19 protein-coding genes are annotated in these 22,298 nt (G+C 72.0%); 14 read left to right on the forward strand and 5 right to left on the reverse strand.

Translation table 11 applies throughout. The annotated features are described in order from the left end of the window. Nucleotides 1–84 precede the first annotated feature (84 nt). The 5 genes from NR792_RS35855 to NR792_RS35875 all read left to right on the forward strand — a co-directional run bounded on the left by NR792_RS35855 (nt 85) and on the right by NR792_RS35875 (nt 7,418). Nucleotides 85–2,166: a WD40 repeat domain-containing protein gene (locus NR792_RS35855; RefSeq protein ID WP_375757207.1), complete on the forward strand. Its 2,082-nt coding sequence runs from the start codon at nt 85–87 to the stop codon at nt 2,164–2,166. 622 nt (nt 2,167–2,788) lie between these two features. After that, on the forward strand, nt 2,789–4,741 hold the full coding sequence (gene asnB, locus NR792_RS35860) for an asparagine synthase (glutamine-hydrolyzing) (protein ID WP_375757208.1): 1,953 nt from the start codon (nt 2,789–2,791) through the stop codon (nt 4,739–4,741). Continuing rightward, nucleotides 4,738–5,862, forward strand: coding sequence for an FAD-dependent monooxygenase (locus NR792_RS35865; protein WP_375757209.1), 1,125 nt, complete (start codon nt 4,738–4,740; stop codon nt 5,860–5,862). The genes asnB and NR792_RS35865 overlap by 4 nt, the downstream gene beginning before the upstream one ends. Further along, a complete protein-coding gene (locus tag NR792_RS35870; protein WP_375757210.1) occupies nt 5,863–6,948 on the forward strand; it encodes an acyl-CoA dehydrogenase family protein in 1,086 nt (361 codons plus the stop codon). Continuing rightward, the gene (locus tag NR792_RS35875; protein ID WP_375757211.1) at nt 6,945–7,418 is read left to right on the forward strand and encodes a PaaI family thioesterase; all 474 of its coding nucleotides are present in this window, start codon (nt 6,945–6,947) and stop codon (nt 7,416–7,418) included. Before NR792_RS35870 ends, NR792_RS35875 begins: the two co-directional genes overlap by 4 nt. A 16-nt stretch (nt 7,419–7,434) precedes the next feature. On the opposite strand, the gene NR792_RS35880 is transcribed toward NR792_RS35875, so the two are convergent. After that, nucleotides 7,435–8,364: a LysR substrate-binding domain-containing protein gene (locus NR792_RS35880; protein ID WP_375757212.1), complete on the reverse strand. Its 930-nt coding sequence runs from the start codon at nt 8,362–8,364 to the stop codon at nt 7,435–7,437. 81 nt (nt 8,365–8,445) lie between these two features. Between NR792_RS35880 and NR792_RS35885 the strand changes: the two genes are divergently transcribed. The 7 genes from NR792_RS35885 to NR792_RS35915 all read left to right on the forward strand — a co-directional run bounded on the left by NR792_RS35885 (nt 8,446) and on the right by NR792_RS35915 (nt 14,849). Then, complete coding sequence (locus tag NR792_RS35885; protein WP_375757213.1) at nt 8,446–9,069, forward strand: luciferase family protein; 624 nt, start codon at nt 8,446–8,448, stop codon at nt 9,067–9,069. A 30-nt stretch (nt 9,070–9,099) separates the two neighbouring features. Further along, nucleotides 9,100–9,972, forward strand: a complete 873-nt coding sequence (locus tag NR792_RS35890) for an NAD-dependent epimerase/dehydratase family protein (protein WP_375757214.1) — start codon at nt 9,100–9,102, stop codon at nt 9,970–9,972. Nucleotides 9,973–10,206: 234 nt separating this feature from the next. After that, nucleotides 10,207–11,397, forward strand: a complete 1,191-nt coding sequence (locus NR792_RS35895; RefSeq protein WP_375757215.1) for a hydroxymethylglutaryl-CoA synthase — start codon at nt 10,207–10,209, stop codon at nt 11,395–11,397. A gap of 38 nt (nt 11,398–11,435) precedes the next feature. Next, nucleotides 11,436–12,065: a YceI family protein gene (locus NR792_RS35900; protein ID WP_375757216.1), complete on the forward strand. Its 630-nt coding sequence runs from the start codon at nt 11,436–11,438 to the stop codon at nt 12,063–12,065. Between the two features lie 51 nt (nt 12,066–12,116). After that, a complete protein-coding gene (locus NR792_RS35905) occupies nt 12,117–13,055 on the forward strand; it encodes a hypothetical protein (RefSeq protein ID WP_375757217.1) in 939 nt (312 codons plus the stop codon). A gap of 38 nt (nt 13,056–13,093) precedes the next feature. Next, nucleotides 13,094–13,927 (forward strand): hypothetical protein, encoded by an 834-nt coding sequence (locus NR792_RS35910; protein ID WP_375757218.1) that lies wholly within the window; start codon nt 13,094–13,096, stop codon nt 13,925–13,927. Between the two features lie 13 nt (nt 13,928–13,940). Then, entirely contained in the window at nt 13,941–14,849 is a 909-nt protein-coding gene (locus NR792_RS35915; protein WP_375757219.1) for a DMT family transporter, read from the forward strand. 12 nt (nt 14,850–14,861) lie between these two features. Here the strand turns inward: NR792_RS35915 and NR792_RS35920 are convergent, their stop codons facing one another. Beyond that, nucleotides 14,862–15,347, reverse strand: coding sequence for an Mpo1-like protein (locus NR792_RS35920; protein ID WP_375757220.1), 486 nt, complete (start codon nt 15,345–15,347; stop codon nt 14,862–14,864). A 131-nt stretch (nt 15,348–15,478) separates the two neighbouring features. Between NR792_RS35920 and NR792_RS35925 the strand changes: the two genes are divergently transcribed. Further along, entirely contained in the window at nt 15,479–16,351 is an 873-nt protein-coding gene (locus NR792_RS35925) for an NAD-dependent epimerase/dehydratase family protein (RefSeq protein ID WP_375757221.1), read from the forward strand. 142 nt (nt 16,352–16,493) lie between these two features. On the opposite strand, the gene NR792_RS35930 is transcribed toward NR792_RS35925, so the two are convergent. The 3 genes from NR792_RS35930 to NR792_RS35940 form a co-directional block, all read right to left on the reverse strand. Continuing rightward, nucleotides 16,494–17,123 carry a hypothetical protein gene (locus tag NR792_RS35930; RefSeq protein WP_375757222.1) on the reverse strand — a complete coding sequence of 210 codons (630 nt, stop codon included), beginning with the start codon at nt 17,121–17,123 and terminating at the stop codon, nt 16,494–16,496. 12 nt (nt 17,124–17,135) lie between these two features. Beyond that, the gene (locus tag NR792_RS35935; protein WP_375757223.1) at nt 17,136–20,786 is read right to left on the reverse strand and encodes an annexin; all 3,651 of its coding nucleotides are present in this window, start codon (nt 20,784–20,786) and stop codon (nt 17,136–17,138) included. 165 nt (nt 20,787–20,951) lie between these two features. Next, nucleotides 20,952–21,812 carry a hypothetical protein gene (locus NR792_RS35940; RefSeq protein ID WP_375757224.1) on the reverse strand — a complete coding sequence of 287 codons (861 nt, stop codon included), beginning with the start codon at nt 21,810–21,812 and terminating at the stop codon, nt 20,952–20,954. Nucleotides 21,813–22,020: 208 nt separating this feature from the next. Here NR792_RS35940 and NR792_RS35945 point away from each other — a divergent pair, with 208 nt between their 5' ends. Continuing rightward, on the forward strand, nt 22,021–22,287 hold the full coding sequence (locus NR792_RS35945; protein WP_375757225.1) for a hypothetical protein: 267 nt from the start codon (nt 22,021–22,023) through the stop codon (nt 22,285–22,287). Nucleotides 22,288–22,298: the final 11 nt, after the last annotated feature.

Raw genomic sequence — 22,298 nt, forward strand, 5'->3', positions numbered from 1 at the left:
CCCAGCTCCGGGGTACGGTCCTGGCCCAAAGGTGCGGACGCTCCGCGCCCAGGCAAGCCGTGCCCCGTTCCCAGGAGGAGCCCCATGCGGTGGTGGTGTCTCGCGCTGTTGCTTGCTTCCTGTTCGGCACACCGGTCCCCCAGTGGCGACGCGCCGGACACCGCGAAGGAGCGGGACCTGCGCGCCCGCATCTATGCGGCGAAGGGGGAGGCGGCCACCGAGTCCAGGCAGTGGGGCGTGGCGGCGGCGGCGTTCGCGCTGGCCCGGGCGTCGCGGGACTCGCTCGCCGCGCAGTGGGGGCAGGGCCGGGCGGTGGACCACGCCTCCACGCTGCGCTGGTCGAAGCAGATTCAGGGCTCGGTGCTGGCCCTGGCGTTCACGCCGGACGGCCGGGTGCTGGCCTCCGGGCACTACGACTCCGTCGTCCGGCTCTGGGACGTGGAGCGCGGCGAGCTGCTGGCCGAGCTGAAGGGCCACACGGCCGAGGTCCACGCCGTCGCCTTCTCACCGGACGGCCGTTGGCTGGCTTCCGCGGGCAGGCCCGGGGAGCTCCGTGTCTGGGATTGGCGCCAGGGCCGGCAGCACGCGGTGATTCCGGGCCATGCCGACGTCGTGCTCGGGCTGGCCTTCTCTCCTGACGGCGGCCGGCTGGCCTCCGGTGGCCTGGACAAGGCGGTCCGCGTCTGGAACGCCGGGACCGGCGCCGAGCAGCTGCGCTTCGAGCACGACGACAACGTCATCGCCGTCGCCTTCTCCCCGGACGGCGGACGGCTCCTGTCGACGAGCGCGGACCGGAGCGCGCGGGTCTGGGACCTGACGTCGCGCAAGGAGGTGCACCGGCTCGCGGGGCACGAGGAGAAGGTGGAGGCGGGCGCGTTCTCCTCGGACGGACAGCGCCTCATGACGGCGGCGGCCGACCGGACCGTGCGCTTCTGGGACGCCCGGTCCGGACAGCTGACCGACGTGCTGCGCAGCTCCGGCAGCGTCTCCGTCGCCGCCATCGACGGCCGGTTCCAGCTCCTGGTCCAGGGCGGATGGGACGGGCGTGTGCAGCTCATTGACGGGACGAGCGGCGCGCTGCTGGAGCGGCTGGACGCGCATCACTCCTTCGTGATGAGCGTGGCCCTGTCGCCGGATGGGCGCACGTTCGCTTCGGGCGGGATGGACGGCGTCCTCACCCTGTGGCGCCGGCCGGAGGTCCCCGCGGAGGTGCTGCTGCGCGGACATGCCGTCTGGCCGGAGGCGGTCGTGTTCTCCCAGGAGCGTGAGTTGCTTGCTGGCGGTGAGGACGGCTGGCGGCGGTGGCGCCTCGCGGATGGGAACGACCTCCGTTCGGAGCCGGGAGGCACGGAGTCCGCGGTGTCCCTGGCGGTGAGCCCGGACCGTGAGCGCATCGCGGTGGGCACGCTGAAGGGCAAGGCATTGATTCTGGACGCGCGTTCGGGGCGGGTGCTGCTGGAGCTGCCCGGGGGGAAGGGCTCCGTGCGCGCGGTGGCCTTCAGTCCGGACGGGACGCTCGTCGCGGTGGCGGGTGAGCCGGACATCCACCTCTGGTCGGTGCCTGACGGCAGGCCCGTGGGGCTGCTCCAGGGCCACACCGGCAAGGTCTGGGCCCTGGCCTTCGACAGCACGGGGCGCAGGCTCGCGTCGGGCGGCGCGGACAAGACGGTGCGCACCTGGGACGTGGAGCGGCGTCAGCCCCTGCTGCGGCTCGACATGGGCGAGCCCGTGCGCGCCGTGGTCTTCACCCCGTCCGAGCCCCACCTGGTGACGGCGGGCATGCGGCAGCCCCTGCGCGTCTGGGACGTGGAGCAGGGCCGGCTGTTGAAGACGATGGATGAGAAGACCGTGGGCGTGCTGGCCCTGGCCCTGTCGCCGGATGGCCGCTTCCTGGCCTCGTCGGGCCTGGATGAAGGCGTGAAGGTCTGGAGCCTGCCTTCCGGCGAGCTCATGGGGACCTTCTCGGGCCAGCAGGCCTTCCTGTCGGGCCTGGCCTTCTCCCCGGACGGAGCGCTCCTCGTCTCCGCGGCCTCCGACCGGACGCTCCAGCTGATCCGCTTCCAATCCATCGCCCATCCACCCCCGGCGGGAGCGGGCCTCGAGGACCTCCTGCGCCGCTACGGGCTCGTGTGGGACGAGGCCCGCTTCCTCCTCCAGCACCGCTGAGGCGTCAGTCGCCTCCCGGCCAGCTCCAGCGCCCCCACCCCCCAACGGCACGTCCAGCCTCCAGTGTCGGAAATGGATGTCTGTGTATGGGCTGGGTTCTCAAGACAGGCGTTATCTGCCGTGGGTGTCGCGTCAGGCGATATCTGCTGTCATCAGGTCTTCAATGGCAGGCGTTAAATGCCGTGAGCCCTCGCCGCCCGGGGCTGGAGGGTGAAGCCGTCCAGTGAGAGTGGATTGAGCGTGTTAAGAGGTTTGTTACGAGATTTCTGCTATCGATTTGTTTTTGATGATGTTATGTCCAATGCCCGTCGGTCGCGGTGAGACCATCCGCCGGTGGGACGGCCGTGGGCCGGGTTTCAGAGGGGGAATCATGGGTAGATACTGTCGTCGGTACCGGAAGCACTCGATGACCGCCTGAACAGCTTCGCTGGACCGGGGCATGGCTGAGAACGCGCCAGCTCCTCCCGCGGTTTGCAATCCATTGCCAGAAACCCCGTGGCCGGTCTGGACGTGATTCCAGGACGGACCGCCATGGGCTCCGCCAGCCCTCGAAGGCCTTTCCCGGGGCCCGCGCGCGCTGGCGCTGACGGACACATATCCATTTGAAGGAAGCGGCCCTGCTATGTGCGGATTCATTGGCGTCTACCAGCGTTCCCCCTCCGGCTTCGACGAGCGGAGCCTCCTCACCGCGCTGACCACCCTCCACCACCGTGGCCCCGACGAGCGCAGCCTGTGGCATGACCCGGCCGGCCGCGCGGTGCTGGGCCACGTCCGGCTGAGCATCATCGGCCTGGACAACGGCCGGCAGCCCATCGTCGCGGACGAGGGAGACATCGCGCTGGTGGTCAACGGCGAGCTCTACGACCACGAGCGGATCCGCCGGGAGCTCCAGGCGCTCGGCTGCCAGTTCAAGACGGAGTCCGACAGTGAGATTGCCCTGCACCTGTACCGCCGCTCGGGCCTCGCGGGCCTGAAGCAGCTGCGCGGCGAGTTCGCCATCCTGCTCTTCGACCGGCAGCGCCGCCTGATGCTGGCCGTGCGCGATCGCCTGGGCATCAAGCCCATGTTCTACGCGCAGCACCGGGGGGCCTGGTACTTCGCGTCGGAGATCAAGGCGCTCCTGGCCGCGGGCGTCCCGGCGGAGTGGGACGAGCACGCGTACGCGAGCCGCGCCTTCTACCTGCGCGATCACACCCTCTTCAAGGGCGTGAAGAGCGTGCAGCCCGGGTGCTGGGTGATGGCGGACAGCGGCGGCCTGCACCACGGCCGCTACTGGGACATGGAGTTCGCCCGCCAGGACGCGCCGGACCCCGCGGACGAGCAGGGCATGGTGGAGGCCATCCGCGCCGCGGTGGAGCAGTCCGTGCGCCTGCGCCTGCGCGCGGACGTGCCCATGGGCGTCTACCTGAGCGGCGGCATCGACTCGTCCGCCATGCTGGGCGTGGCCACGCAGCTGTCCGGCCAGCCGCTGGACGCGTTCAACCTGTCCTTCACGGACATGGATGACTACGACGAGAACAAGTTCGCGCGGCTGGCCGCGGAGCACAACGGCGCGCGCTTCCACACCGTGGCCGTGTCCCAGGACGACCTGGCGGACCACTTCGAGCAGGCGCTCTGGCACAACGAGACGCCGTTCTTCAACGCGCACGGCGTGGCCAAGTACATCCTCAGCGAGACGGTGCGCGACGCCGGCATGAAGGTCGTCCTCACCGGCGAGGGCGCCGACGAGGTGTTCGCCGGCTACCCGCACTTCCGCCGCGACATGCTGCTCTACAACCCGGAGCGGCAGGACCCGGCGCTCGTCACCAAGCTGCGCCAGCGCATCCAGGAGAGCGAGAACGGCTACGTCCAGCCCGACATGCCCCAGGACATCCACTGGATGGTCCAGCAGCTGTCCCACGGCGTGTCCTGGCTGGACAACCAGGCCGGCTGGTTCAAGGCGCTGGAGGCGCTCTACCGCCCGGACTTCCGCGAGCAGTTCGCGGGCAGCGACCCCTACCGCCAGTTCTACGACCGGCTGGATCACCGCAACCTGGAGGGACGCGACCCGGTCCACAAGTCCATGTACCTGTGGGCCAAGTCCTACCTGCCCAACTTCGTGCTCACCACGCTGGGCGACCGCATGGAGATGGCCCACAGCATCGAGGGCCGCGTGCCGCTGCTGGACCACCACGTGGTGGAGCTGGCGTGCCAGATGCCCGTCTGGATGAAGGTGCGCGGCTCCACGGAGAAGTACGTGTTCCGCGAGGCCATGCGGCCGTACCTGCCGGACGCCCTCTACAAGCGCAAGAAGCACTACTTCCGCGCGCCGCCCGCCACGCTCCAGCAGAAGGGCCGGCTGTACCAGCTGGTGCGCGACGTGCTGAACGGCTCGGAGCTGGACGCGCTGCCCTTCTTCGACCCCGCCCGCGTGCGGAACCTGCTGGAGAAGCTGCCCACGCTGAGCGCGCATGAGCAGGGCCTGCTGGACCCCATGCTGATGGAGCTGACCAGCCTGTGCCTGTTGCAGAACCGGTACTCGCTGCGCGCCTCCACCAGCCAGCCCCTGTGGAGTGCCCGCGAGGAGGCGGCATGAGGGTCGCCATCATCGGCGCGGGCCTCAACGGGCTGGCCTGCGCCGTCATGCTCAAGCGGCTGGGCGTGGACTGCGTCGTCTTCGAGCGCGGCACGGGGCCCCGGGACTCGGGGACGGGCATCTACGTCTGGCCCCAGGCCATGCAGGTGCTGCGCTTCGTGCTCAAGGACCGCTCCTTCCTCTCGCGGGGCCAGCCCATCGAGTTCCTGGACACGCACGACAAGCACGGGCAGCTCGTCCACAGCCAGCCGGTGCGCCCGGCCGGGCTGGGGCTGCCCGCGCCCGCGATGATGTTCCTGCGCACGGAGCTGTTCCGCCTGCTCGCGGAGCGCCTGGACGAGGACGACATCCACTACGGCATGGGCTGCGAGTCGCTGGAGAACGTGGGCGACCAGGTGCGCCTCACCTTCACCAACGGCCACCGCTTCGACTTCGACCTCGCGGTGGGCGCGGACGGCGTGTCCTCCACGACGCGCGCCTTCGTCAACCCGGGGCTTACGCCCCATGACACGGGGCTCGTCGCCAGCCGGGGCGTGGTGAACTTCGACTCGCCGCTGCTGCACTCGGACCGCTGTCAGATCTTCACGTCGCGGCACTCGCGCGTGGTGACCTACCCGCTCAACAAGGCCACGTCGCTGCGCTACTGGTTCGCCGCCTACCAGCACCGGAACCAGCCGCTGCTGGACCGGCAGGGGCTGCTGGAGCTGTTCGCGCCGCTGCCGCAGGACCTCCTGCGGATGATGGGCCAGACGCCCGAGGAGGACATCCTCACCCACAAGCTCAAGGCGCTGACGGGCGAGGGCCGGTGGTTCCGGGGCCGGGTGGTGCTCCTGGGCGACAGCATCCACGCGATGCTGCCCACCCTGGGCTACGGGCTGACGCTGGGCCTGGAGAACGGCTTCATGCTGGCGCAGGCCCTGGTGGGGCACTGCGACGCGGACCTGGAGGCGGCGCTCCAGCGCTACGAAATCCGCGCCGCGCGGCGCTCGCGGGAGATGCTCCAGGTGATGAACGACTTCACCCGGCTCTACTACTTCGAGCCGGAGGGAGAGGTGTCCCCCGCGCGGCTCGCGCCCATCGTCCAGCGCTTCCAGGAGCTGGCCCAGAGCACGGTGTTCTAGATGGACTCCAAGACGGAAGACTTCCGGGGACGGGTGCGCACCTTCGTCAACGACCACGTGCGGCCCCACGTGGACGCGTGGGAGCGCGAAGGTGCCTACCCGCTGGAGCTCTGGCGGCAGGCGGGCAGGGCGGGCCTGCTGTCGCTGGGGCACTCCCCGGAGCGGCTCCCGGACGACCCGGCCGCGCTGGCGGTGCTGGTGGAGGAGCTGACCCTGGGCGGCGCGCAGGGCATCACCATGGGGCTCGGGTCGCACTTCGTCAGCCTCAAGGCGGTGCAGGGCGCCGACGCCGCGGTGGCGGCCCGGGTGGTGCCCTCCGTGCTCCGGGGCGACCAGAGCATCGTGCTCGCGCTGACCGAGCCGCAGGCGGGCTCGGACCTGCGCGCCTTCGAGTGCCGCGCCGAACCTGACGGCGATGGCCACCGGCTCACCGGAGACAAGCGCTTCATCTGCAACGGTGGCCGCGCGGACCTGCTCCTGGTGGGCGCGCTCCTGGACGGGGCCCTGGCGCTGTTCCTGGTGGAGGGCAACGCGCCGGGCCTGAGCCACACGCGCCTGGCGTGCCTGGGGTGGCGCTGCCTGCCGCTCGCGGCCCTGCGCTTCGAGTCCACGCCCGCGCGCCTCCTCATCCACGGCCGCGAGGCGGGCCGGCTCCTCCAGCAGTGCCTGCAGCAGGAGCGGCTGAACCTGGCGGTGATGGCCCTGGCGTCCGCGGAGCTGGCCCTGCGCGACACCGTGGAGCACTGCCGCGCGCGGCGGGTGGGGCCGGAAGCCCTCCTGGACAAGTCCGTCCTCCGTCAGCGGCTGGCGGAGCGGCACTCCGAATTGAGCGTGGCGCGCGTCTTCGTGGAGCAGGCGGTGCGCTGGCAGGCCGAAGGACAGCTCACGGCGGCGCGGGCCGCCATCGCGAAGAACACCGCCGTGGACGTGCTGGAGCGGGTGGCCCACGACGCGGTGCAACTGCACGGCGCGCACGGCTGCGTCGAACCCTCGCGCGTCGAGCGCATCTACCGCGACGCGCGCCTCCTGGGCATTGGCGGCGGCGCCCGGGAAGTCATGCTGGACATCATCGGACGGACCCTGTGACGAACGACCCCACGACGGACCTGAGCGAGCACGCCCTGAAGCACTCCCGCGCCCTGCTGGAGCACGCCTACCAGCGCTACTGCGGGCTGGAGCTCCTGGAGCAGCGCCCCGGCTACTGCAAGTGCCGCCTGCGCGTCACGGAGGCCATCGACAACCTCAGCCACACGCTGCACGGCGGGGTCATCTACTCCATGCTGGACGTGGTCAGCATGCTGGCCACGCTGCCCATGCTGGGGCCGGACGAGTACGCGCTCACCAGCAACTTCAACGCGATGATGCTGTCCGCCACGCCCCTGGGCACGGTGGTGGAGTTCGAGGCCACCGTCCTGCGCGGCGGCCGCAACGTCATCTTCACCCAGAGCCACGCCTGGAAGCTGTCCCCGGACGGCGCGCGCACGCAGGTGGCGTCCGCGCAGCTGAGCAAGCTGCGCATGCGCCACGACTGGCAGACCCACGCCCGCAAGGGCTGACGCTTCCGGGCCAGGGTCAGCCGCCGCGCTTCGCCTGGGCGCCCAGGTTCCACCCGGGCTCGTCCGCGAAGCGCCGCGCCAGGAAGTCCACCCACGCGCCCACCTTCGGCGTGACGGTGCGCCCCTGCGCGTGCACGGCCCAGATGGACAGCTCCGGGAGCGTGTGCTCGTCCAGCACCTCCACGAGCTGTCCGTCCCGCAGCTCCTCCCAGACGGCGAAGAGGGGGAACTGCGCGATGCCCGCGTGGCCCAGCACCGCCGTCTTCAGGGCCAGGCTGCTGTTGGCCTTCAGCGTGCCCGTGGTCTCCACCAGGGACTCCACGTCCCCCGGGCCGCGCAGGCGCCACGCGGCCCCGGAGGCCAGGTACGTGTACTGGAGGCAGCGGTGCTGGCGCAGGTCCTCCGGCCGGTGCGGCGTGCCGTGCCGGTGGAGGTACGCGGGCGTCGCGCAGATGACGCGGCGGCTGGAGGCCAGCTTCCGCGCGAGCAGCGACGAGTCCGGCAGCTGCGCGATGCGGATGCACGCGTCGAAGCCCTGCTCCACCAGGTCCACCACCCGGTCATCCAGCTGGATGTCCAACTCGATCTCCGGGTAGCGCTCCAGGAACTCCGGCATCGCCGGCAGCACCCGCAGGAGCCCGAAGGACATGGGGATGCTCACGCGCAGGGGCCCGCTCGGCTTGCGGCGCAACAGCAGCACCTCCGCCTTCGCCGCCTCCAGCTCCTGCGTCATCCGCTGACACCGCGCCGCCAGCGCCCGGCCCTCCGCCGTCGGCGACAGCTTGCGCGTGGTGCGCTGCAACAGCCGCACGCCCAGCGCCTCCTCCAGCGCCATCACCTGCTTGCTGACGGTCGCCTTGGACAGCCCCAACGAGCGGGCCGCCACCGTGAAGCTGCCGGTGCGCACCACCTCCGCGAACGTGAAATACGGCGCCACCTGCTCCATGGGGATTGGTCACCTCCAGGAAACAATCCTTTTCCAATTGACGCGTAGTGTCCAGACGTCAACGGGCTCTATAGGAAAGCCATGGATTTCCCACGCACGGTGTCCCTGGGCCTCGCGGCGCTGTTCCTGGCCGCGCTGTCCTGCACCCCGCAAGCCAGTGACGTGCAGCGCGCGGAGCCGGCGGTCCGTGCGTCCATGGTGCTGGCGTCCACGGCGCCGGAGCCGTCCTTCCGGCTGCCCGCGCGCAAGGGGCCGCGCCCGGAGACGACGGACGCGCCGCCGGGAACGCCGCTGGCGCACCGCCAGCTGAGCCAGATTGCGCCCACGGACCTGCAGGAGCGCCTGTTCACGCGCGCCGCCGCGCTGCCGGACGTGCGGGTGGCGCCCAGCGGCATCTCCGTGCCGGGCGCTCGCGCCTTCTGGCTGCGGCCGGAGGCGGTCCGGGGGCCTCGCTCGGCGTTCCAGGTGGGGACGGAGTTCGCGCACATCCACCCGGCGGAGGACGGCAGCCTGCACCTGAAGTTCCCGCCGGAGATGGCGCGGCGGGTGTTCCAGCAGGGCTGGGGCATGCCGCATCCGCGCTCCGGGACGCCCATGCTCTTTGGTCCGCGCGACGAGGCCGAGCTCGAGGTCGTGTGGCAGCTGCTGCTGCGCTCCTACGCCTGGGCCCACGACGGCCAGGACGTGGGCGTGACGGTCGAATGACTCAAACCTGAACGTGAGAAGAGGCACACCATGAAGATCCTTGTGACGGGCGCGACGGGCTACATCGGCGGGGCGGTCGTGGACGCGCTCAAGCACGCGGGCCACCAGGTCCTGGGGCTTGCGCGCTCGGACGACGCGCGCAACAAGCTCACCGCCCGCGGCATCCAGGCGGTGGCGGGCGACCTGGCGGACGCCCAGGGGCTGGCCGCGCTGGTGAAGGACCTGGACGCGGTCGTCTGGACGGCCACGACCAACAGCGAGGCCGTGGACGCGCCCGCCGTCGCGGCGGTGCTGGACGCGCTCCAGGGCACGAACAAGACGTTCGTCTACACGAGCGGCGTCTGGGTGCACGGCGACACGCAGGGCGTCGTCACGGAGGACTCGCCGCTCGCCGCGGCGGCGCTGGTGGCCTGGCGTCCGGCGGTGGAGCAGCGCACGCTCAACACGCCGGGCGTGCGCGGCGTCGTCATCCGCCCGGGCATCGTCTACGGCCGCGCCGTGGGCATCCCGTCCATGCTCACCGCCTCCGCGAAGCAGGATGGCGCGGCCCGCTTCGTGGGCACCGGTGAGAACCACTGGCCGGTGGTGTTCGTGGAGGACCTGGCGGACCTCTACGTGCGCGCCGTGGAGAAGGCCCCCGCGGGGACCGTCCTCGTCGCCGTGCAGGGCCCGGCCGTGAAGCTCAAGGACATTGCCCAGGCGGCCAGCGAGGGCGCGGGCGCGGGCGGCAAGACGGTGGCGTGGCCCCTGGAGGAGGCGCGCAAGCAGTTCGGCGCGTTCGCGGACGCGCTGGCGCTGGACCAGCGCTTCTCCGCCCAGAAGGCCCAGGCGCTGCTGGGCTGGACGCCCAAGGGCCCCGGCATCATCGACGAGCTGCGCAGCGGTTCCTACGCGCGGAGCTGACACCGGCAAGCAAGGCCTGTCGCGCGCCGGACCGAGGAAGCGGCGCGCGCCGGGGCAGTCATGTGACGTGAAGGCCGGCCCGGAAGGCAGGGCGCGGGGGAGGGGCCCCCGCGCGTGAAGGGCGCCGGCTCGCAATCCCAGACACATCCGTGCACGTCCCAGGCACCGCGCTCCCCGCGGTGCACGGGAGACGTGCGCGCGAAGGACACCACACAGCAACTCGAGGGGGCCATCATGCAGGCAGGACTGGAAGCAATCGGAGTCGCGGTACCGGACACCTACGTGGAGCTCGCGGACCTGGCCATGGCTCGCGGCGTGGCGCCGGGCAAGTACGTGGAGGGCCTGGGGGTGACGCGCATGGGCGTGCCCCTGGTGGACGAGGACACCGTGACGCTGGCGTCCCGCGCGGCGCGCATGGCGCTGGAGTCCGCCGGCTGCTCGCCGGAAGACGTGGGCCTGCTGGTGGTGGGCACGGAGACGGCGGTGGACCACTCCAAGCCGGTGGCCTCCTACGTCCAGGGCCTGCTGGGGCTGCCCACGCGCTGCCGCATCTTCGAGACGAAGCACGCCTGCTACGGCGGCACCGCGGCGCTGCAGATGGCGCTCGACTGGGTGCGCTCCGGCAGCGCGAAGGGCCGCAAGGCGCTCATCGTGTGCTCGGACATCGCCCGCTACGGCGTGGGCACGCCGGGCGAGCCCACGCAGGGCGCCGGCGCGGTGGCGATGCTCGTGTCGGACACGCCCGCGCTGCTGGCCCTGGAGGCGGGCAAGACGGGCGTCTACTCCAAGGACGTGATGGATTTCTGGCGTCCGCTGTACTCGAAGGACGCGCTGGTGGACGGGCACTACTCCGTGCAGTGCTACCTGGACGCGCTGGAGGGCGCGTACCGGTCCTACCAGGAGGCCGCCGCGGAGCCGGTGGGCGAGGGCGCGTACAGCGACCGCTTCGCCGCGCTCGTCTACCACGTGCCCTACGGGAAGATGTCCCGCAAGGCGCACCGGCACCTGCGCACGCTGGACGGGGACGCCGCGCCGGACGCGAGCTTCGACCGGCTGGTGGGCAACAGCCTGGTGCTGCCGTCGCAGGTGGGCAACATCTACACGGGCTCCATGTACCTGGCGCTGGCGAGCCTCCTGACCACGGCGCCCGGCGACCTGACCGGCCAGCGCGTGGGCCTGTTCTCCTACGGCAGCGGGTCCTGCGCGGAGTTCTTCAGCGGCGTGGTGCAGGCCGGCGCGCAGGAGCGCGTGAAGGCGCTGGGGCTGGAGGCGCGCCTCGCCCGCCGCCGCGCGCTGTCCATCCCCGAGTACGAGGACGTGATGCGCGCGCGCGAGCACCTGGACGAGCGGCCCGCCGCGGACGCCGCCGGCTCTGGCTTCCGCTACCAGGGCACGCGCGACCACAAGCGCATCTACGCCACCTGAAGAAGCCGTTCCTTTTTCCCCTGTTGGAGACACGCACCATGACGTCGTTCCTCAAGTCCCTGGCCCTCGCGGCCGCCCTCGCCGTGCCCTCGCTGGCCGGCGCCACCGCGTACGACATCCACCCGACGAACTCGTCCGCGCTCTTCTCCGTGAAGCACATGATGGTGTCCAACGTGCGCGGCTCCTTCTCCAAGGTGACCGGCACGGTGCAGCTGGACGAGAAGGACCTGACGAAGTCGTCGGTGGAGGCCGTCATCGACGCCACCACCGTCACCACCAACGACGCCTCGCGCGACGAGCACCTGCGCGGGCCGGACTTCTTCGACGTCACGAAGTTCCCCACGCTCACGTTCAAGTCCACGAAGGTGGAGAAGTCCGGCGGCGGCCTGAAGCTGACGGGCGACCTCACCATCCGCGGCGTGAAGAAGCCCGTGGTGTTGCAGCTGGACGGCTTCGACGTGGAGTCGAAGGACCCGTACGGCAACGTCAAGCGGGGCGGCACGGCCACCACGAAGATTGCCCGCAAGGACTTCGGCCTGAAGTGGAACGCCGCGCTGGAGACGGGCGGCGTGGCGGTGGGGGAGGAGGTCTCCATCACGCTCGAGATCGAGCTCGTGAAGAAGCAGCCGGCGCAGCCCGTGAAGTCGGCCGCGGGCACCACGCCCTAGCCACGTCTGGCACCGGCCTGCGGCGGTGCCGCCTTCCCACGGAGTGGCGTCATGGCGCGGACCACCGGACATCCCCCAGCCAGCCGGCTGGTGGGGCTCGACAATCGAAGGCGGCAGTGCGCCGCCTGTGGCGGACAGACCCCCGCGGACTACCGGGCCCGCCGCAACGTGGTGACGCTCAACGGCGTCGTCGCGCTCAAGGTGCAGGTGCGGGTGTGTCACCGCGAGGGCTGTCCGCTGCGCCAGAAGGCCATCCGCGCGGAGGAGGAGGGGCTGTGGGTGCTGCCGGAGCACGAGTTCGGCCTGGACGTCATCGCCCTCATCGGGGCGCTGCGCCACCAGGAGAAGCGCAGCGTGCCCGCCATCCACGCCGCCCTGCGCGCCCGGGACGTGCCCATCTCCGAGCGCAGCGTCTCCAACCTGCTGGAGCGCTATGACGCGCTGCTGGCGCCGCGCTCCCTGGACCCCGCGCGCCTCCAGGCCGTGACGCGCAGGCTGGGCCGCGTGGTGCTGGCCTTGAGCGGCCTGGTCCCGGAGGTGGGCAACGCCGTACTCTGGGTGGCGCGGGACTGTCTGTCCTCCGAGGTGCTGGCGGCCTGGAGCCTGCCGGAGCACCGGGCCGGCGAGCTGGTGGAGCAACTCCAGACGCTGGTGCGCGCGCTGGACGTGCCCGTCGTCGGCGTCGTCTCCGACGGGCAGGACCCTGTCGTCCGGGCGGTGACGGCGGCGCTGCCGGACGTGCCGCACCAGCTGCGGCCCTCTCACGACCGGTTCGATGCCGCCTGCCCTCCGTCCACCGCCGGGGCCGCGCGCGAGCCGGAGCCTGACGGTACGCCGCGCTCCGTCGCGGACAGCTCCTCCTCATCCGATGAGCCAGGGCCTCCGGAGCGCGGCCGGTGCGCTCCGCTGTGCGTGGCCGTCGGCCTGGGCCGGACCCTGCTGCCGGAGCTGCTCGAGTTCGGCACCAGCTGGGCGTACCCGGTGCCGTGACCTTTCCATTCCTTTCCTCTCTCAGGCCGTCCTTCGCCATGAACTCTTTCATCCGCTGTCTCAGCGCCGCCGCGCTGCTCCTCGCCGCCCCGCGGGCCCTGGCCGGGGACCCCGCGCCGCGTCCTCCCAGTGCCCTGCTCTATGAGACGTATGCCTTCTCCGGGACGCTCAACGGGCAGCCCACGACGGTGTTCGCGCCCGCGCTCTCCGGCTCCGTGGCCCTGTCGGAGCGCGTGAGCCTCAGCGCCGCCTGGCTGTTCGCCTACGCGCCTTCCCGGGCGGGAGGCCCCACCGCGTTCCAGGCGGGCAACCCGTCCGTGGGCCTGGGCGGCGTGCTGTACGACGACGGCGCGCTGAAGGTCCGCACGGGCGGCAACCTGGTGCTGCCCTTCACGCTCATCACCGACCCGGACGACTTCGGCACGGCGCTGCTGCGGCGCGCGGCCACGCTGCGCGGCAACAGCGGCTTCAGCCTGGTGTCCCCGGGGCTCCTGGGCCTGACGCCCTGGGCGGACGTGACGCTGCGCCAGGGCCGGTGGCGCTTCGGCCTGGACGGGCGCGTCCCCATGTCCGCGCAGCTGTCGCAGAAGCGCGGCCAGCGCGTGGACGCGGTCTTCCAGGGCTCCGGCACGGCGAGCGTGGACGTCACCTCGCACGTCCTCGTGGGCTCCACCTTCCAGGCCATCTACGTCTCCACGGCGGTGGAGGGCTCGGACCCGACCTTCCTGGCGCTCATCCCCCACGTCCGGGTGTATGGCTCGGCGGGCTTCGTGGAGGGGCGGCTGGTGATGAACCTGGACGCGCCGCTGGGCTTCGCCTTCTCCGACAACGGCCTCTGGGCCGCGGCGCTCGCGCTGGGCACCACCTTCTGACGGACGCCCCGCCATGAACGACACCCCAACGCTTGTCGGAACCCGGCTGCGCCAGCTGGGAGACGCGCCGCTGCTCCTGTTGATCGCCACCGGGGTGCTGCTGGGCAGCATGCTCCCCATGTCCCGCGTGGCCCGCGCGGAGGGCTGGTCGCCGCTGGCGTTCGCCTTCTGGCCGGCGCTGGGCAGCGGCCTGGCGCTGGCGTTCGCGGGCGCGCGCGGCTCCTCCGCGGCGCCGGAGGCCCGGCCCGTGCTGACCTACAGCCTCATCGCGGGGGTGCTGAGCGTCGCCGTGCCCAACAGCGTCACCTTCATCGTCATGCAGAGCGTGGGCACCAGCGTGACGTCCCTGGTGTACACGCTGCCGCCGCTGTTCACGTATGCCTTCGCCTGGGGCCTGGGCATCGAGCGCTACCGGCCCCTGCGGCTCGCGGGCATCGTGGTGGGCCTGGGCGGCGCGGCCCTGCTGGTGCTGGGGCGGGGCATGGCGGGGGGCTCCGGCTCCGCGTGGTGGCTGGCCCTGGCGCTCTGCACGCCCATCAGCATCGCGGCCGGCAACGTGTACCGGAAGCTGCGCATGCCCAAGGGCGCGCCCGCGAGCCTCCTGGCCGGCGGCATGCTGCTGGGCGGGGCGCTCGCGCTGCTGCCGCTGCTGGTGGCGAACGGCGGGCTGACCCGGCCGGGCATGGCGGGCTGGACGGTCATCCTGGCCCAGTGTGTCTTCACCAGCCTGGGCTACCGCGTGTACTTCCACTTCCAGCGCGTCGCGGACCCGGTGTACTTCAGCCAGTTCGGCTACGTCGTCTCCGCGACGGGCGTGCTGTCCGGGCTGCTCTTCTTCAACGAGCACCTGACGCTGCCCATGCTGCTGGCCATCGGCGTCATCCTCGCGGGCATCGCCATGGTGAACGCCCGAGCGCCCTGATGGCCGCTACCGCTACGCGCGGGTGGCCACGCGCGCGCGCAGGTCCTGCTTGAGGCCCAGCGCGAAGAGCACCAGGGTGAGCAGGTACACGGGCTCGATGAAGAAGAGCAGCGGGCCGCCCAGGGACAGGCCGTGGGTCTTCTTCTCGAAGACGACGTGCGCGCCCACCACCAGCGCGAAGCGGAAGACCATGACGCCCAGCGCGATGCCCGCGGCCGTCCCCGTGGGAAGCCGGGCCACCGCCTCGGCGGCGAAGAGCGTGGGCACGAGCGGCAGGGCCATGAGCAGGCCGGCGGTCCACTCCAGCGTCACGGCGTACAGCGCCACCGCGGCCACCAGCAGGTGCGCGGCGGTGAGGGGCGTGCCGGGCACGCGCACCCAGCACAGGGGCACCAGCAGGGCGAAGGTGAAGAGGTAGGCCCCCACGAAGTGCACGGCGCGGCTGACACCGTTCTCATGCAGGGGCATCCAGGCGCGCAGCTTGTCGGCGAAGCTCATGGCGCCCCAGGGTAGGCCATCCGTGGCCGGGATGCCTCCCTCGGCTGGAGGGGGGCGGTCCAGCCGGTGTGAAACCCGGAGGGCCGCCGCGCATCAGGGGCGCGAACCCGAATCGGAAGAAGGGGCGGACCATGAGAATCCTTGTGACGGGCGCGACGGGCTACATCGGCGCGGCGGTCGTGGACGCGCTCAAGCGCGCGGGCCACCAGGTGGTGGGGCTGGCGCGGTCGGACGAAGCGCGGAGCAAGCTCGCCGCCAGGGGCGTCCAGGCGGTGCAGGGCGACCTGAAGGACCCCGCGGGGCTGGCGGCCGCGGCGAAGGACGTGGACGCGGTCCTCTGGACGGCGACGGCCAACGACAAGGACGTGGACACGCCGGCCGTGGCGGCGGTGCTGGGCGCGCTCCAGGGCACGAACAAGACGTTCCTCTACACGAGCGGCGTCTGGGTGCACGGCCACACGCAGGGCGTCGCCAACGAGGACTCGCCGCTGAACGCCACGCCGCTCGTCGCCTGGCGCCCGTCCGTGGAGCAGCGTGTGCTGGGCACGCCGGGCGTGCGCGGCATCGTCATCCGCCCGGGCGTCGTCTACGGCAACGGCACCGGAATCCCCGCCATGCTCACCGGGTCCGTGAAGGACAGTGGCTCCGTCACCTACGTGGGCACGGGGGAGAACCACTGGGCGGTGGTGTTCGTGGAGGACCTGGCGGACCTCTACGTGCGCGCCCTGGAGAAGGCGCCCGCGGGCAGCGTCTTCCTCGCCACCCAGGGCCTGGGCGTGAAGGTGAAGGACCTGGCCCAGGCCGCGAGCGAGGGCGCGGGCGTGGCCGGCAAGACGACGGCCTGGCCGCTGGAGGAGGCGCGCAAGCAGTTCGGCCCGTTCGCGGACGCGCTGGCCCTGGATCAGCGGTTCACGTCCCAGAAGGCGGGGCAGCTCCTGGGCTGGGCGCCCAGGGGGCCGGGCCTCCTCGACGAGCTGCGCACCGGCTCCTACGCGCGCCGCTGAAGCCCTCGGGCCACCGGTGCGGGGAGCCACGCGCATCGGTGGCCTCCGTGCGCCGAGGCCGCGAGCGTCAGGCCGTGGCGTTGCCCACGATGGCGAGCTGCGGGAGGTAGTCGTTGCGCGGCAGGGGCACGGCGGCCTCGGGTCAGCTCTGGGCCGCCTTGAGCACCTTCGCGATGAGCCCCGCGTCCGACACGCGGTCGTACTTGAAGGGCTGCCCGACCACCGCCTGGTAGCGGTAGACGATGAAGGGGCCCTTGTCCTCGCTGGCGTGCTCCGGCACGAGCACCGCGAAGCTCTCGTTCCCCACGCCCACCACGTCGATGCAGCGCAGCCGCTCCAGCTTTCCGGCCGGGTCGCGCAGGTTGTAGACCTCGTCGATGCCGAAGCTGACGGCGCCTTCGCCCTCGGGCCGGTCGGGCAGGTGTTTGCGCAGGATGGCCACCACCTGGCCCAGGTATTTCCGGGCGGCGTCCGGCGTGGCGGGCAGCTCCTGGCGCTTCGCGTCCTCACGCGCCAGCGTCACGAGCGCCGTGCCCGGCACCTTCTTGTCGGCGAGGACGGCCTCCAGCCCTTCGAGCCCCGTCCACACCGGAATGGCGTTGAAACCCAGCGCGTGCTGGATCTGATCGTCCACCTCCTCCAGCGTGGAGTTGTTCGCGCAGTAGACCTTGAGGAACGTGCGCGCCTGCTCCAGCGGGGGCGCGTTCTTCAGGGCCTCCATGCGCGCCTTGAGCTGTTCGAGGGTGGGGCTTGCCTTGGGGTCGGCGGTCATCGGGAGTTCGCCTCAGGGACCAGGGAACGCGGTCAATACCACCACTTGGGGCGGCACGCCGTCGACCAGTCGCAGCTTGATGTTGTACGTGGTCGCGTTGGCTGGGATGGCCGTGGGGTTGCCCGCCGAGTCCACGCCGGCCGTGAAGCCCCGGCCCACCGTCGTCCCCGGCGGCGCGGGGATGTTCACCTCGTCGGCGAAGCCCTGCAGCATCAGCTTGTCCTTGATGCTGGGCCAGTTGTCCTGGATGTACTGGTTGATGGTCGCGTTCATCTGCGCATCGCTGTTCCACTGGAACGAGTTCGTCTCCACTCCGCCCCAGCCGTCACCGGTGGTGACGCGGCTCTCGATGCTGCGCGTCCCCGGCGGCTGGCCCGCGGAGGAGTAGGGCAGCTGGGCGCCGTGCCGGTCCATGGTGTGCGCGTTGTGGGCCGAGCCGTGGGCCAGGTCGTTGGCCGCCACGTCGACCGTGGGACCGTTGGGGAAGGCCGCGGTGAGCTGCTGCTCGCGCACGATGCCCCGGCGCAGCATCTCCTCCTCGGCGATCTGCGCGCGCACCCGGGCGTACTGCTGCGCCTCGGTGACGTCCACGCCCGCTGAATCCGTCCGGGTGTAGGGGCGGTTCTTGATGTCCTGGAGGAGCTCCTCCTGGGTGCGCGTCTTCGGGTCGTAGGTGCGCTGGGCGTACTCGCGGTAGCCCTCGTTCACCCGGTTCCTGTGGTCGACCCTGGACTCCGCCGAGGTACGCGGGCTGGTGATCTTCGCGTTCTCCGCGGGCGTCATGCCCGCGAGCGGCGGAGGCGACACCGCGCGCTGCGTGTTCACCGTCGTGCCCACGCCCGGCCAGTCCGGCGTCGTGGTGGTGGGCGTGCCGTGCATGGCCACGGAGCCCGAGCCCGGCGCCAGCGAGTCCAGCCGCTTCGCGTGGAAGTCGATCTGGAACTCCACGTTGGCGATGTCGCGCTGGAGCGCCGCGCGCTCGGCGACGGTGGCCGCGGTGGGCTTGCCGCTCATGCTGGCGATGCTGTCGTCAATGCGCTGCTGCGCCGCCTCCAGGCCGCCCAGGATGTTCTTGAGCTTCTGCACCTCCAGCTTGGACTCGAAGCCCTGCGTGCCGTAGCCCGGCGTCTTGGTGAGGGCCTGCTGGACGCGGTCCTTGAGCTGGCGGATCTGCCCGGTGGGCCCCTCGTACTTCTGGAGCAGGCGCGCCGTCTCCTGGTGCGCGGCGATGTCCGCGGGCGTGGCGTGCGGCCCCGCCTCGATGCGCACCTGGCCGTTGTCGTAGCGCACCTTGGTGGTGTTGCCCGGCAGGTCCGGGTTGCGCAGCACGGGGATTTCGCGCGGCTTGAGGAGCTCCCCGCCCTTGGCCAGGCCGCCGCTGACGATGCCGCCCGTCACCGCGCCCACGGTGCCGTCCGTCACCGCGCGGGTGGCCACGCGGCCCATGCCCGTGAGGGCGCCGTCCTTCCACGTCTCGCTCTGGGTGGCCGCGTCCATGGCGCCGCCCGCCGCGCCGCCGACGGCGCCTTCCTTCACGCCCTGCTTGATGGCGGTGCGCACCGTGCCTTCGGCCGTCTCTCGCACGGCCGTGCGGGCCACGGCCTCCGTGGCGGTGGTGGCCGCGGCGCGCGTGCCGCCCGTGACGGCGCTGGCGCCCTTGCCAATGGGAATCACGGCCGTGCCGCCCTCCACGGCGCCGATGAGCGCCTGGCGGCTCAGGTCCTGCGCCCCGGCGGCGTCGCCCTGGATGGCGGCGTACGTCGCCGCGCGCGTGGTGGCGCCCACCGTCGCGTACCCGGCGATGGCCAGGGGCGTGGCCGCGCCGCCCGTCGCGACGACGGCCACGGTGGTGGCGGCGACGACGGCCACGGTGGCGGTGGTCTCCGCCAGCGAGTCCTTGGCGGACTGCAGCGCCTTGACGTCCTCCGTGGCATAGCCCGTCAGCGTGTTCGCGCGCTGGGTGTCACCCGCCTGGATGGCCGTGTCGGCGCGGTCCAGGTTGCGGTTGAGGATGTCGTTGTCGGACTCGCCCTTGGTGAGGTGCTGGATGCCGTCCAGCAGGTTCACGCCGAAGCCGGACTCGTTGGCCTGGACCTCGCGCAGCCGCCGCACGCGCTCCTGCGCGCCGTTGGGATCGTTGGGGTCGATGGCGCCCAGGTCGTAGTCCTGCTTGAGCAGCTCCAGCTCGTCGCGGCCGTCCAGCTCGCCGTCCAGCTCCGCGCGCAGGTCCTTGCCGTACTTCTGCTGGTAGGCGGCGGCGATGGTGTCCAGCTCCGTCTTGGACTTGCCGCTCAGCGCGGAGCGGATGGCGTCCTCGTCCGTGCCCATGCCGTCCATCGCCAGGTGCAGCCGCTCGGCGGTGGCCTCCGCCTGGCCCTGCGTGTCGTTGGCGGCGGGCGGGTTGAGCAGGCGCAGCGTGACGTCGCGGTCGCCGCGGTCCCACCCTTGAATCTGGCTCTCCAGCGACTGGCCCGTCTGGCGCTGGTACTCGGCCTGGATGGCGGCGAGCTCGTCCGGCATCTTGCCCTGGAGGATGTCGCGCACGCCGCTCTCGTCCGCGCCGAAGAAGCCGCCCATGGCCTCGCGCAGCCGGGCCGCGTCCGCCTGGGCCGGGTTGCCCTGCATCAGGCCGACGGCGCGGTCGTACTCCTCGGTGGACAGCTCGTCCTTGAGCTTCGCCTTGAGGCCCTCGTCCTGCGCGAGGACGGCGCGCTGCTCGGGCGTGGCCCGCTCCAGGCGCTCGAAGATGCGGCCCTCGTCGGTGCCCCAGCCGGCCATGTCCTCTTCCAGGCCGGCCTTGAGCGCCCGGGTCTCCAGCGCGTTGGCCTCCGCGGGCGTGGAGGCCTGCCCCGCGCCGAGCATGCTCCGGGCGCGCTCCAGCTGCGCGCCGTCCATCTCCCGTCCCAGGCGGGCCAGGAGGACGTCCTCGGGCTTCTGGCCCGCGGGCGTACCGCCGTTCATGTCCGCGAACTGCTGGGCGATGGCGTGGCGCTCCGCGGGGGAGCGCTTCTCCAGGATCTTCAGCATGTCCTCGTTGGAGCCGAAGACGCTGTCCATCTCCGACTGGAGGTTGACCGCGTCGCTCTTGGCGCCGTTGCCCTGGAGCAGGCCTTCGGCGCGCTGCAGGTCGGAGCCGCCCAGCTCGTCGCGGATCTTCGCGTCCAGGTTCTTGCCGTAGTGGTCCTGGTAGGACTGGCGGATCATCGCGATCTGCCCGGGCGTCTTGCCCTCGAGCGTCTTGAAGATCTTGTCCTCGTCGGTGCCCCACCCGGTCATGCCGCCGTCCATGGCCTCACGCAGGGCGCTGGCGTCCTTGTCCGCCTGGGCCTGGGTGTACTCCGGGGCGGCGGGCGCCGCGGCCGTGGCGGGGGCCGGCGGACCGGCGACGACGTTGCGCTGCGGGGCGGCGCTCGCGGCCGTCGCGGTGGCGGCGGCCTTCGCGGCGGTCGCGGCCTTCGCGGCCGCGGCGGCATTCGCGACCGCCGTCCCCAGCGAGGGGCCGGTCCGGGCCTGGGGGCGCGGCTCGAAGCTGGAGCGGTCCCGGGGCGCGGGCTTGGGGGCCGGAGGCGGCGGCGGCGGTGGAGGAGGTGCGGGCTTGGGCGCCGACGGCTGCTGCGGGAGCGTGCGCGGGAGGCCGTTGTTGCGAGGTCCGTCGATCGCCATCGTCTGTCTCCGAAGACTTCTCTGCCCTCGGTGGGTCCAAAATGCTGGCGCCCTGGAACCGCGGCGTCCCCCGCCACCGGGTGCAATCTTTCCTCCATTATCGCATCAACCCGCCCCGGGTTGCCTGGTGACCCGGGCGGAGCGGATTCTCAGGTAGGCATGCACCTACACGGTGCGAGCCGCACGCAGACGGGGCGGGGTGAAGGACAGCTCTCGGACCTGGAGGCGGGAGGTGGTGAAGCCGTCGAAGCGCTTGGGCGCGTCCTGCGTTCCGGCGCGGACGGCGACGTGGGACTCCACGTCCAGCTCCAGGCGCAGGGGCCACAGCCGGTCCAGGGAGAGCAGGCAGCCGCCGTGGCCCTTCGCCTCGGTGTGCATGGAGGCCTCGCCTTTTTCTCCCGGAGGCGGGCGGAGCGAGGCGGGGACGGGCTGGGGCGTGCGGGGTGTCTCCATCTGGAGGCGCAGCCCCACGGCCAGGCCCTCCAGGCTGCGCAGCTCCACGCGCGTGGTGGAGCCGGTGAGGGCTCCGCTCCCCGCGCCCTGCTGTTCCCAGCGGGCGCCCACGCCCACGGGTTCGGTGGGCAGGAAGGTGCCCAGGTCCTTGAGCAGGCCCGCCAGCTGTTGCATCTGGCCGCGCACGGGGGCGGCGAGGTCCGCGGGCAGCTTCCACTCGAAGCCGCTGGAGCGGCCGTGGGGGTCCACCTGGCCTTCGCCCTTCAGGCCGGGCAGGGGCGACAGCTGCGCGCGCGCCGCCTCCACGGTGCGCACGGGCGTGCGCGCGGCGACGAGCAGGTCCACCTGCTCCAGCGTGAAGCGGTAGCGCGCGGTGCCGTCCGGGAGCACGCGCAGGACCTCCACGGCCATCACCATCTGCACGCCCGGCATGGGGACGCCGGGCCTGCTGCGGCCCGCGTCGCGCAGCGTGGTGGCGTTCTGCGAACGCAGGCCAATGCGCTGCACCCCGCCGAACAGGGGCCGCAGGAGGAGGGGCTGCCGAGGGGCCTGACCGCGCTGCAGGACGTGCATGGGCGGCGAGTCTAGCCTCGCCGCCCGGCTTGTGAACCCAGGCACCGTGGGAGGCGGCGCACGTCTGTGTTCGCGAAGGGCGCGAGCCTTTCTTGCGCGCGCCTCCGCAGGAATTGCGCTGGCGCGGAGGCCTCCCAGAGGGGCGCGGGCCTGGCGCTGTTGATGCAGTGGATGGAGGTGCGGTCTTCGGACCGGGAAGGGGCACGCCATGGCTGAGAACACCCGGGAGCAGACGCCGAAGTTGGAGATGCTTCGCACCCTGCGCGACGAGCTGCGCTTGAAGATGCACCTCGCGGGGATGGAGGCCCGCGAGCGCTGGCGGATGCTGGAGCCGCAGGTGCGGGAGGCCGAGCAGCGGGCCGACGAGCTGACCCGGGAAGGGCAGTGGCTGATGGATGAGGTGCTGCGGCACCTCCGGGAGCTGAACAAGGAGATCCACGAGCACCGGAACGGGCGCGCCGCCCCGCGCGCGTGAGCGCCCGCGTG

The sequence above is a fragment of the Corallococcus exercitus genome (genome assembly GCF_042231735.1).
GTDB lineage: Bacteria > Myxococcota > Myxococcia > Myxococcales > Myxococcaceae > Corallococcus > Corallococcus exercitus_B.